The organism is Acidaminobacter sp., assembly GCF_030247605.1.
In the GTDB taxonomy this organism is placed as follows: domain Bacteria; phylum Bacillota; class Clostridia; order Peptostreptococcales; family Acidaminobacteraceae; genus Acidaminobacter.
Genome location: NZ_JAOTSB010000038.1, coordinates 16,604 through 28,732 on the forward strand (window position 1 = coordinate 16,604; position 12,129 = coordinate 28,732).

A 12,129-nucleotide genomic window follows, 5' to 3' on the forward strand; every position below is an offset into this window, starting at 1 on the left:
CTAGCAGCGCGCGGGGGCATTTTCCGGATACACGCTCTATGCGAAGATTTCCTTTAGGATAAACAGCACAGCGAGTATATAGGTCACAATAGGAACATCTTTGGTTTTGCCTGTGAGCGTTTTGATGAGCGCATAGGAAACGATACCGAAGACAATACCTTCTGCGATAGAGTAAGCGAGCGGCATCATGATGATGGTCAGGAACGCAGGAATCGCTTCAGTGAAGTCCTCAAGATCGATTTCCTTGATAGGCGACATCATGAAGAGACCAACAATGATCAGGGCTGGTGCAGTTGCAGCGCCCGGAATCATGATGAAGAGCGGCGATACAAATAAAGCGACAAAGAAGAGACCTGCAGAGACGAGTGCCGTCATACCGGTTCTTCCGCCTTCAGCAACGCCGGAAGCAGATTCAACATAAGTCGTGACAGTAGAAGTACCTACCATAGCGCCAAATGTAGTACCGACAGCATCCGCGAAGAGCGCTCTTTTTACGCCAGGAAGTCTGCCGTTTTCATCCAGCATGTTGGCTTTAGTTGAGACGCCAATCAGTGTGCCGATGGTGTCGAACATGTCAACAAACAGGAACGTACCGAGAACGATCCACATATCCGCAGTCAAGATCTTGTCGAACTCGAACGCGAAGAGGGCCATTGGAGGCGGCGTGCTGAAAACGGATTCAGGAAGCTGCGCGACTCCAAGAGGAATTGCGAGTACGGTAGAAATAATAATACCTAAGAGAATAGCGCCTTTGACTCTGAGCGCCAGCAGGACGCCAGTGATGACCAGACCAGCCAGAGCAACCTGAGCATTGGCATTGCCGACAAAATCACCCAGCATCAGAGGAACGCCCTGACCTTGAACGACAATGCCAGAGTTGTAAAGTCCAATAAAGGCAATGAAGAGACCAATACCGACCGATACGGCTTTCTTGATGTTCTGTGGAATACTGTCAATGATGGCTTCACGTACGTTGAAGAATGTTAGAATCAGGAAGATGATACCTTCGATGAATACTGCGGTGAGTGCGAACTGCCAGGAGTAGCCCATCGTCAAAACAACGGTGTAGGCGAAGAAGGCGTTGAGGCCCATGCCCGGCGCGAGTACGAACGGCAGATTTGCGTAGAACGCCATGATCAGCGTCGCGACCATGGAAGAAAGCGCGGTCGCCGTGAAGACAGCGCCGAAGTCCATGCCTGCGTCAGCCAGAATCAACGGGTTGACGATCAGGATGTAAGCCATGGTCATGAATGTGGTGAAGCCAGCTAAAACTTCAGTTCTTGCGTTGGTGCCGTGCTCCGAGAGTTTAAAAAACTTCTCGAAAAATCCTGTATTATTGGTCATTTTTCGTTACCCCCCATGATTTGTAAAAAAGAGTCCTCTTTGCCTACCCTCCTTACCTCCGGAATTGTATGATGTGAAAAATGAAGAACCATAAAAAGCAGAATTGCGGCCTTGCTGTATGAATTTGTATCGTGTGCTTCACTGTTGATAAAGGAAAGCCCGCGGTGAATTCCTTCAGAATTCACCGCCTGGCTAATAATTTATTTCACTGCACTTAGGATTTCAAAATTCTCAACGTCGACGATGCCCATGTCTGTGATCTTCCATTTCGGGCTGGTAGACAGTCCAAGGAAGGAAAGGTGCATGAACGGCGCGTGAACTTTGCAGCCCAGTTTCGTTCTCGCGTTGTCTTCGAGTTCGCGGATTTTGACACTGACCTCATGCCCTGTCAGCTCGTCTGTGATCAGACCGCCAACCGGGAGTCTGAGCTCATCGATCACGCGGCCATTACTGACCAGCGCGATGCCGCCGCCAATTTCCTTGACTCTGTTCGCTGCGATTGCCATGTCGTTGTAGTTGGTCCCCATGACGAGGAGGTTGTGCGTATCGTGGGCAATGGATTCCGCCATGGCGCCGTTTTCGATGCCGAAGCCCTTCACGAAGCCTTTGCCAATGTTTCCGTTGCGCCCGTAGCGCTCAACACAGATGAGCGGCACGACGTCCTGCTTCATATCCGCCTGAACGACGCCATTTTTCACTGGAAGCTCTGCTTCCAGGGCATCTGACAAGTTCTGGTCAGGAATGAGCCCTATAACGTTAACGGTTGCCTTTGAGCCTTCCGCCTTGATTTCAAGGTCTGCAGCCGACAGAGTCTTGAACTTGACGGAGTTCTTTACGCTCTCCGGATAAGTGTATTTTGGAATGTCGATCAGCATTTGACCATTGGCCGCAACCAATTTGCCATCGATAAACACCGCGTCGACAACCATGTTCTGAAGGTCGCTGATGACCGCGATATCCGCCAGCTTGCCGGGAAGCAGCGCGCCCCGGTCTTCAAGCTTGAAGTATGTCGCCGGATTGATGGTGACCATCTGGATGGCTTCCACCGGATTCACGCCCTGAGCAATAGTTCGCTTGACGATTTCATTCATATGGCCGAGCTTTTCAAGATCCTCTGCGACCATATCATCCGTCGCGAGCACGGCTCTTCTCGAATCCATTTTTTCTTCTGTGATGGCACGGATACATTCTGCCATGTTCTTTTGGGTAGAACCTTCACGCATGAAGACGTAGACGCCCTGGCGAAGCTTTTCAACAGATTCAGCCTTAGTCGTCGTTTCGTGGCAGGAGCACGTACCGCCGGCGGCGATAATATGCGCTGCCAGCTCACGGCCAAACAGATCAGGCGCGTTGCCGTCTACCACTTTGCCAATGCTTCTCGCGTAAGTTGTAGAGGCGACGAGATCTGTAATGATCTCAGGCGTGTTGTTGTAGACGTGCTTCGCGTTGCTGAAGCCCTGCAGCTCGCCTATGCCAATGATGTTTGGATAGTTCAGCAGGTCCGCCATGTCCTTGGATGTGATATCCACGCCCGCTGTTTCCAGCGACGGACAATCCGGTACCAATGATGGCACGACCAGGCTGACGTGGTTCGGAACAACGCCGGCTTCGTCCGCCATGGCTTTCATGCCGACGCCGCCAAGGGCGTTTCCAATCTCGTGGGGGTCAGCGACCAGAGTCGTTGTTCCGGAAGGAATTGAAAGCCTTGAAAACTCCGAAATGGTCAGCATGGAGCTCTCAAAGTGCATATGTGAATCAATAAATCCCGGCGCGAGATAACGGCCGGATACGTCTATCACGAGTGTCTTGGGTCCGATCAGCTTGTCTGAGTCACAGACGCCGAGAATGTATTTTCCCTTGATGGCAAGGTCGGATTTATAAATTTCTCTCGTGATGACGTTGACAATATTACCGTTCAGAAGGACGACGTCAGCGAATTCGAAATCACCCATCAGGGCATCGATCATCTGGCGGTACTCCATTGCTTGTTTGATCAGCTTTGGATCCATCATGTCGGCTGTGTCACCACCTTATTTTTTATGGTCGAACAAATCCGTCCGGATGTCCACACCGTCTATAATTCCAACGATAGCGGCATCTATGGAGGATTTTGGTTTGTTGGCGGCATTTCTTGAAGCTGTGCCTGTGGAATACATGACAAACTCCCCGATACCTGCGCCTACTGTATCCACAGCAATAAACGGCTCACCGACCGGTTCTTTGTCAATGTTGACAGGCTGAGTCAGAAGAAGCTTGCTCCCGACAAGGCCTTCCTCTTTTCGCGTTGCGACTATGGTACCTATGACAATGGCTGTTCTCACCTGTAATCTCCCCTAACGCTTGGCGTACTACCTTTTGTCTACGATCTCAACACCCATTGACTTTGCCAGATCCTTCGCGAGAGGTGTGATAATCATACCCTTTTCAAGCACGATTTGCCGGCTTGAGGCAGGAAGCGCTCTGAGCCAGGATTCTGTGACCACGCGCGTCTGACCGTTCAAAGCTGGTTGCCCTGACGCAGCGGGTCTGGCCGTCGAAGATGGCGCTGTTTGGGCAGCTGCGGTCCGTACAGCATTTTCGCGCTGTGTCCCCGTTCTGGTCCTCTCCGCGCCAGCTCTGCTGTTTCTCATGGATCCCAGCGGATCCCGCATCAGAACAGTGTCGTAATCGTGGTGTTCAATCATGGCAGCGCCATAGTCAGCAAGGGTTTTGATATGGCTTTCCATGACCTTCTTCATCTTTGGATTGCCATCTATGGAGAACCAGGCATGCCGAATCGAATCTGTGTTGGCTATAACCCGAACGTTTTGCAGCAAGAACTGCCACAGCAGCATGGAAGGAAAATCGTCCTGAATGCCTACTGCAACTTTTGCCAAGGTATTCTGCGTCAGGTTCGGGACTATGACCACATCTGTCCCTCGCACCAGGCCCTGCACACCTTCGTAACTATCTCCGGTGATCAGACGATACGGCTGCAGCGTTTCTTCAACGCGCGCCCTGCCTACAAGGTGCTCTGCCGCTTTTGACATGACCACCGTGAGCAGGTAACCGCTTTCTCTCAATTTGACCAGGCTGTTAAAGGCGCTGTCCATTGAAATATCGCTGCCTAAGAGCAGGACAGTAATTTTTCTGTCCTTCAGATCCGAAGCTTCGAGATCGATCGGTTTAACGGTCGAACCTTCAAACACCGGGAGCGCCATGTCCTGAAAGACTTTTTTCATAAGCTCTTTATTGGACAATGTGATACCTCCCTATCAGGGCTGATCTGTCAGCCGCTGTCCCTGTTCTATGCGTTTCCGAGAATGACGCGCTCAACTTCAGAGTGCGGTCTAGGAATAACGTGGACGGAGAACAGTTCGCCAACGCGGGCAGCAGCGTCAGCACCGGCGTCCGTAGCAGCCTTAACAGCGCCGACGTCACCTCTGACCATAACTGTAACGAGACCAAAACCGATCTTTTCATAACCAACGATCGTGACATTTGCTGCTTTAACCATGGCGTCTGCTGCTTCAATTGCGCCTACGAGACCTTTAGTTTCGATTAATCCCAATGCCTGACTCATGTTTTTTTCCTCCTCAAATGTGTGTTTTTAAATTGCCTAAGCGCGACGGGCGCTCAATTCCGGGGTTGATGCTTCAGCTGAAGCGTCCTGGGCATTTTCGTCCTCAGACACTTCAGTTTCTGCCGATGGTTCCGGCTGAGCTCCCTCTTGAGACGTTTCCGTTTTGTTTTTTCTGAACATTTCAATAAGTTTATCCACATCAGAATGCGGACGTGGAATGACGTGGGATGATATGACTTTGCCAACTGCGCTGGCAGCCATGACCCCTGCGTCCACCGCCGCCTGCACCGCAGCGACTTCGCCTGCGATACTGACTGTCACGCTGATGATCTTGTCGACGCCAATGACTTTCTCTACACCGACGCACTGAACATCCGCTGCCTTAAGCGCCGCGTCAAGTGCCGCCGCCGCAGGCGTCAGACCTACAGATTCAATTAAGCCAAGTGCTCCTCCGGATCTCACATTAACACCTCCATGGGACGTATTCGGTTACTTGAGACGACCAAGCAGCTCGTCAAGCGACACTGCCCGACCATGGACGACGTTTGCGTTCTTTGCGCTTGCCGGTTCGACTGTTTTCGATGGCGCAGAGACCCGGGATTGAGACGTTAGGCTCTCGAGGTCCGTGCGTCTGCCGTTTTTGTCACCGCCACCATCGGCCGCCTGTCCTTTTTTGTTCAAAAGCTCAGACAGCATAGCCGCATGGCGTTCTGTCAGATGTGAGCCGCTTGAGGCCTTCACGGGCGACTTAACGCCAGGAGAAGATTCCGCAAGGTCTTTGGCACACTTTTGAACTATATGGTCCATGATTTGTTTCGTCAAAATATTTGCCATTTCAACACCTCACATCAGTTGAAGAGCATGTCCATGCCTTCTTCAGGCCGCGGTATTACGTTGATGCCAATCACTTGCCCTTTCCTGCCTGCTTCTTCTCGGGCGGCTTCGACAGCTGCTTTGACAGCTGCGACATCACCTTCGATGATCACCGCGACGACGCCCGAGCCGACAATATTAAAGTCTTTGACTACGACGTTGGCTGCTTTGACCATGACATCCGCAGCGTAGATGGCGGCGACCAGGCTCCGGACTTCAAAAAATCCGAGTGCTTTCTTCATATGTTATGCCTCCTCCAACGCTTATAGATTGGGGAAAAATTTCTTCAGATCGATAGCGTCGTATCCAGGGATGCGGGCTTTCTCAAAGCCTTTGCCCGCCTCGCCCAGTGGTTTCGTCGCATCGATACCGACTTTGTCAGACGTCATCTCAAGCAGGTGGGAAGGATCGAGGCCTGTTCCATTTGCGCCCGGGATTATGAAAACGTCCTTGGACGCCTGAACCCTTGCAGCTAAAGCGCCTTCCACATCTCCCGGATCAAAGACGTCAATGTCATCATCCACGATGACCACGTGCTTGATATCCTTACTGCTGCCCAGTGCCGCGATCGCTGCCGCTTTCCCGTCACCCGGACTTTTTTTGCTGATGGACACCACGGCGTGAAATCTGCAGCCTGCGCCAATAGTCACGTTGACATCCTTGACCTTGACAATCCTTGAGACGTGGGCATAAACCTCCATGTCGCGGATCAGACCGTTGCTCAGGTGCTCCTCTTTACACGGCGCGGAAATCTGGAAAATTGGCTGATTTCGGTGCATGACCGCGCTGACGCGGATGACCGGGTGCTTGGCGACAGCGCCGTAGTAACCCATAAGTTCACCGAACGGCCCCTCCGTGACTTCCTCATTGTAAGGAATAACCCCTTCAATGACGATTTCAGCATAAGCCGGCACTTCGAGATCCACAGTCTGGCATTTAACGACTTCCAGGGGTTCCCCTCTGAGTCCGCCGTCATAGTCATACTTGTCAACGCCGTAAAGATCACTGCCGAGCTGTGACGCCAGGCAGAAATAGTAGTCATAGCCAAGGACGACCGCAACTTCCAGGTTCTTCTTCTGCGCACGCGCTTGCTTTATTTTATCACTTAAAAAGGGCGACGTCACCAAAGCACTTATATTATTGCCGCCGTTAAACTGAAAACGCCTGATAGACGTATAGATCTTGCCATCATCCGGGTCACGAACAACCATAACACCAGCGGTTATAAAACTGGATGAGTCTAGCTCGTGAAACGTCGGAAGCGGGAAGATCTTGCCAAGGTCAATATTTCTCGTTATTATATTTTCTTTGACCGGACCGTCGGAAAGCAGTCTTGGAGGTATAGTCCGGTTGACTGCGTTCATGTATTTGAAAAGTCGCTCCTCTCGTGTTGTCCCCGTGAAATCATAAAACATTTCCCGGTCGCCAAACATGCCGCCAATTATTGGCATTTTGTGGCCTTTAACACGATTGAAAAGTACCGGCGTCGTATTGCCCAGTTTTTCGAGAATCCCGCCAATTTCAAATTTCGGGTCCGCCTCAACATTGCACTCCAGGAGTCCGTAACGATCCCGAAGGTTGCCGAGGCACGCTCTGAGCATTTGTTTTTCCAAATGCAGCACCTCCTTGTGAGGGGATAGGTTTAATGCCAGCGCTCATACAGCTTCGAATCGATCCCAAGCTGATCCAGGATCCTTCCGACCATGATGTCCACAATGTCGGCCAATGTCTCGGGCAAATGGTAGAAGCCCGGGGCTGCCGGCATAATGGTCACGCCAAGTCTGGCAAGCTTAAGCATATTTTCGAGATGAACAGCGCTGAGCGGCGTCTCCCGTGCGACGAGCACCAGTTTTCGCCCTTCTTTAATAGTAACGTCTGCAGCTCTGTGAATCAAGTTGCTGCTGATGCCGTTTGCCACAGCAGCCAAAGTGTTCATGGAGCAAGGCACAATGATCATCCCGTCAGTTTTGAACGAACCGCTGGCGATGGCGGCCGCCAAATCGTCATTCTGATAATAATAGGTCGCGAGGGATTTCACTTCCTCCAGACTGAAGTCACATTCGTGCTTCAGGTTATAGGCACCCATTTTAGAGACGACGACATGGGTTTCAACGCCCATTTGCTCCAAAGCTTTAAGGAGGGCAACTGCATAAATCATGCAGCTGCCTCCTGTAATGCCAATGACGAGCTTTTTAGTCAAAATAGGTTACTCGACTTTGTTCTCAGCGTCGCCGCCGCCGAGCCATGGATCTTCGCCTTTTTCCCAAGCTGCAATGTACTCATCAAGAGACATAACTTTTGTAAAGATGGAAAGGTCGACCAGACCATGCTGGTGCATTTCTTCAGTTTTTGAAGCAACGCAGTCGCTGAGGGTGATGACTTTGTATGCGTTCGCCAGAGCGTCAGCAGCCGTGGAACGGACACAGACGTTCGTCCAAACGCCAGTGACAACAACTGTATCAAGGCTCTCTTCCTTCAGATAAAGGTCGAGGTCAGTGTGCTGGAACGCGGAGTGTCTGCGCTTCGGAATCCTGTACTCTTCGCCTTCCGGATAAAGCTCAGGAATGAAGTCTGAACCCCATGTGCCGGCAATAGCGTGGACAGGTCTGACACGGAAGTCAGCGTCATTTTTTCTGTGTGCTTCCTGGATGTGGATGAGCTGGATGTCGTCAAGTCCGCGGGCATTGCGCTCACGTACCCAAGCAAACAGTTTCTGAAGCGGCGCAATAATGTCGTCCCCACCCGGGCAGCGAAGTGCAGCAGTTTCACCAATGAAATCGTTGAGCATGTCGATAACGACGATACCATGTCTAGGCATTTTGTCAATCTCCTTTTCTTCTGTGGTTTAGATTATGTGAGTTGTCTGGAGAGGCGAACCAAAATTGGTGCCGCCTTTCCAGATAACTTATCAGACCATTGTGTGCTTTGTGAAATTAGTCGATCACGTTGTTGAGGTTGCGTCTGTGATAGTTGTTGAAGAAGTCCGCGCCAATAGCTTTGTAATTATCAAACTGAATCTTGTTAGGAAGCACTTGAATGCTCTGGCGCTTGACGAATTGACCGAAGCCTGGCTCAACGAGAATCTTGCCCTGAACTTCATTTGGCTCTTCATGGTAGATGGAAGTGCCGCGAAGAATGGTATGAGCGACTTTGCCTTTGAGTTTCAAGCCGTGAAGCGGTGTGTACTTGTTCTTCATGAAGGAAACATCTTTGTCAATAGTCCACTCTTTTTCAAGGTCAATAATAGTCAGGTCAGCATCAGAGCCAATGTTCATGGAGCCCTTCTTAGGGAAGAGGCCGTAGTGGATCGCAGCGCTCTTGCTTAGAACTTCAACCATTCTCTCGAGGGTAAGTCTGCCTTTGTTATAGCCTTCGCTGACTATGATGTTGACCATAGTCTCAGAGCCTGAGATCCCTGGGAACGCAGTCCAGATGTTCATGCCAGGCGCGTCTTTTTCAACTGCAGCATCATCATTGTCTTTGTTCGCCAGAATCTTGTATGGGGCATGGTCTGTAGCGACGAAGTCGACGCTGCCGTTTGCAAGGCCTTCCCAAAGCTCAATGTTGTCTTGAGTTGTTCTGAGCGGCGGCGCGATCTTCGCGTAAGCGCCGTATTCGGACATAGCTTCAGGCGCATTGAGTACGAGATAGTGCGGGCAAACCTCTGAAGTGACTTTGAGGCCGCGTTTCTTGGCTTCGCCAATCAGTCTTGCGCCAATGCCTGTGGACATGTGGACGACGTGGTAGCGCGCGCCTGTTTCTTCTGAGAATGCAATGCCGAGCTGGATCGCCGCTTTTTCAGCGAGCTCAAGTCTTGCTTCTGACCAAGCCGGTCCGTCGAGGCGGCCTTCAGCTTGATATTTTCTGACGTAGTAGTCACACATAGCAAAGTTTTCTGCGTGAACGCCAACTGCGACACCGGTTTTTTCAACAGCTTTGAAGACTTCATGCATTTCCGGGTCCGTAACGCGGTTGAAGGTCGGTACAGATGGCGTCATGTAGACTTTAAACGCCAGAACGCCTGCATCTGCCTGAGCCTGGACGTCTGCCAGCTTGCCGTCGCGAACCATGTCGCCTGTTGCGCCGCCCCAGAGGCCAAAGTCAACTACAGCCTGAGGTTTGATAGCGTCGAGCTTTTCGTTCATGGAGTCCACGTCGAGAACGGATCTTGGGAACGAGCAGCATGGCATATCGATGATCGTTGTAAGACCGCCTGCTGCTGCCTGGCTGGTGCCGGTCAGGAAGGTTTCACGGTGTGTGAAGCCCGGGTCCATGTAGTGGGTATGGGAGTCGATACAGCCCGGAAGTACCAGCTTGCCGCCGGCATCCACGTAGCGCTCAGCTTCAAGACCTTCCACAGACTCAAGGAATCCTGCAATTTTTTCATTTTTGACCAAAATATTGGTCATCAGAGTGTCGTTTCCATTCATTGCTGGAACAAGCGCGTTTTTTACAATCAAATCATACTTCATATTAATTTGACGCCTCCTTTTAAATGGTTGGACAGTGTTATTAGAACAGACCTACAATTTCTCCGCTTTCGAGGATGTCGATGTGGTTCGCGGATGGTACCTTAGGCAGACCAGGCATTCTCATGATCTCCCCGGCAAGGGCTACCAGGAAGCCTGCGCCAACAGACGCCTTAACTTCACGCACCGTGATTTTGAATCCGCTTGGTCTTCCAAGCTTCGTAGGGTCATCTGTCAGAGAGTACTGGGTTTTAGCCATACAGATTGGGAGGTGGCCTACGCCGTCTTCTTCAAACTTCTTAATATCCTTAAGCGCTTTCGATGTAAACTCAACACCGTCTGCCCCGTAGATTTCCTTGGCGATCTTTTCGATCTTTTGAACTGCAGTCAGCTCAAGGTCATACAGTGGTGCGTATGCCGCTTTGCCGCTCTCTGCCACTTCGACGACTTTCTTCGCAAGCTCTACGCCGCCGTCTCCGCCTTTTGCCCAAACTTCGGACAGAACGACATTGACGCCGAGCTCATTGCAGCGATCTTCGACGAATTTCAGCTCTGCAGGTGTATCCAGCGGGAACGCATTGATTGCAACGATTGCAGGGACGCCGTGCTTCTGTACGTTCTCGATTTGCTTCTCGAGGTTCGCGAAGCCCTTTGCCAGCGCCTCAAGGTTCTCAACGTTCAGGTCTGCTTTCTTGACGCCGCCGTGGTTCTTAAGGGCGCGCACCGTTGCAACAATGACTGCTGCTGCAGGCTTTAGACCCGCCTGACGGCATTTGATGTTGAAGAACTTCTCTGCGCCAAGGTCAGCGCCGAAGCCTGCTTCCGTGACCACATAATCACCGAGCTTGAGGGCCATCTTCGTTGCCACAACAGAGTTGCAGCCGTGTGCGATGTTCGCGAACGGTCCGCCGTGGATCAGCGCAGGTGTGTTCTCAAGAGTTTGGACCAGGTTTGGCATGAGGGCGTCTTTCAAGAGGAGCGCCATGGAACCCGTCGCTTCAAGCTGAGCCGCTGTGACAGGCTTGTTGTCTTTGGAGTATGCCACGATCATTTTGGCGAGTCTTTCTTTGAGGTCCTTCATGCTCGTTGAGAGGCAGAGGATTGCCATGATCTCTGAAGCAACCGCGATGTCGAAGCCGTCCTGGCGGACCACGCCGTCACCTGTGTTGCCAAGGCCTACAATTGTATTTCTCAGCGCGCGGTCGTTCATGTCGATAGCGCGTCTCCAGAGGATGCGCTTCTCATCAATGTTCAGCGCGTTGCCCTGGTGGAGATGGTTGTCAATCAGTGCCGCCAGCAGGTTGTTCGCTGTGGTCACCGCGTGAATGTCACCTGTAAAGTGAAGGTTGATATCTTCCATAGGAACGACTTGAGCGTAACCGCCGCCAGCTGCGCCGCCTTTAACGCCGAAGCACGGACCAAGGGATGGCTCGCGGAGTGCTGTAAACGTCTTCTTGCCAATTTTGTTAAGACCCATGCTGAGACCAACGTTGGTTGTCGTTTTGCCTTCGCCTGCTGCAGTCGGGTTGATTGCAGTGACCAGGATCAGTTTGCCGTCCGGCTTGTCAGCCAAACGGTCCATGACATCCAGGTGGATCTTCGCTTTGTAGTTGCCGTAGAGTTCGAGGTCGTTCTCGGAAAGTCCGACTTTGGCGGCAACTTCCTTGATGTGAATCATTTGTGCTTCCTGTGCAATTTGAACGTCTGTTTTCATGTTGCAGATGGCCTCCTTAAAATGTTTTAAGATTGAGTTCCAAGTAAATACCTGACCTAAAATCCTTGACCTGTCACTGCGTAAAACCAAAACAAATTGCTATGCTGTGAGACAAATTCACTAAGGTTGTCTTATACTCTGTTTGTTTTTATCAATATATCATAGGA

At 51.3% G+C, this 12,129-nt stretch carries 13 protein-coding genes; all 13 read right to left on the reverse strand.

All coding sequences use genetic code 11. The features are described 5' to 3' along the window. Positions 1-36: 36 nt before the first annotated feature. Positions 37-1,344 carry an NCS2 family permease gene (locus OEL90_RS13540; protein ID WP_291402714.1) on the reverse strand — a complete coding sequence of 436 codons (1,308 nt, stop codon included), beginning with the start codon at positions 1,342-1,344 and terminating at the stop codon, positions 37-39. Positions 1,345-1,544: 200 nt separating this feature from the next. Next, positions 1,545-3,356 (reverse strand): adenine deaminase, encoded by a 1,812-nt coding sequence (gene ade / locus OEL90_RS13545; protein WP_291402715.1) that lies wholly within the window; start codon positions 3,354-3,356, stop codon positions 1,545-1,547. A gap of 18 nt (positions 3,357-3,374) precedes the next feature. Further along, complete coding sequence (locus tag OEL90_RS13550) at positions 3,375-3,665, reverse strand: EutN/CcmL family microcompartment protein (protein ID WP_291402717.1); 291 nt, start codon at positions 3,663-3,665, stop codon at positions 3,375-3,377. Between the two features lie 27 nt (positions 3,666-3,692). Further along, positions 3,693-4,583, reverse strand: coding sequence for a flavoprotein (locus tag OEL90_RS13555; protein WP_291402719.1), 891 nt, complete (start codon positions 4,581-4,583; stop codon positions 3,693-3,695). Between the two features lie 47 nt (positions 4,584-4,630). Beyond that, positions 4,631-4,906, reverse strand: coding sequence for a BMC domain-containing protein (locus OEL90_RS13560; protein ID WP_291402721.1), 276 nt, complete (start codon positions 4,904-4,906; stop codon positions 4,631-4,633). Positions 4,907-4,942: 36 nt separating this feature from the next. Beyond that, positions 4,943-5,368 (reverse strand): BMC domain-containing protein, encoded by a 426-nt coding sequence (locus tag OEL90_RS13565; protein ID WP_330583744.1) that lies wholly within the window; start codon positions 5,366-5,368, stop codon positions 4,943-4,945. A 27-nt stretch (positions 5,369-5,395) separates the two neighbouring features. After that, a complete protein-coding gene (locus OEL90_RS13570) occupies positions 5,396-5,740 on the reverse strand; it encodes a hypothetical protein (protein ID WP_291402723.1) in 345 nt (114 codons plus the stop codon). A 14-nt stretch (positions 5,741-5,754) separates the two neighbouring features. Beyond that, on the reverse strand, positions 5,755-6,021 hold the full coding sequence (locus OEL90_RS13575) for a BMC domain-containing protein (protein WP_300689399.1): 267 nt from the start codon (positions 6,019-6,021) through the stop codon (positions 5,755-5,757). A gap of 21 nt (positions 6,022-6,042) precedes the next feature. Beyond that, a complete protein-coding gene (locus OEL90_RS13580) occupies positions 6,043-7,401 on the reverse strand; it encodes a UbiD family decarboxylase (protein ID WP_291402726.1) in 1,359 nt (452 codons plus the stop codon). A gap of 20 nt (positions 7,402-7,421) precedes the next feature. Continuing rightward, positions 7,422-7,979, reverse strand: coding sequence for a UbiX family flavin prenyltransferase (locus OEL90_RS13585; protein ID WP_291402728.1), 558 nt, complete (start codon positions 7,977-7,979; stop codon positions 7,422-7,424). 6 nt (positions 7,980-7,985) lie between these two features. Continuing rightward, the gene (locus tag OEL90_RS13590; RefSeq protein ID WP_291402730.1) at positions 7,986-8,597 is read right to left on the reverse strand and encodes a cysteine hydrolase family protein; all 612 of its coding nucleotides are present in this window, start codon (positions 8,595-8,597) and stop codon (positions 7,986-7,988) included. 115 nt (positions 8,598-8,712) lie between these two features. After that, positions 8,713-10,251, reverse strand: a complete 1,539-nt coding sequence (locus tag OEL90_RS13595; protein ID WP_291402732.1) for a dihydroorotase — start codon at positions 10,249-10,251, stop codon at positions 8,713-8,715. A 40-nt stretch (positions 10,252-10,291) separates the two neighbouring features. Continuing rightward, positions 10,292-11,962, reverse strand: a complete 1,671-nt coding sequence (locus OEL90_RS13600) for a formate--tetrahydrofolate ligase (protein WP_300689404.1) — start codon at positions 11,960-11,962, stop codon at positions 10,292-10,294. Positions 11,963-12,129: the final 167 nt, after the last annotated feature.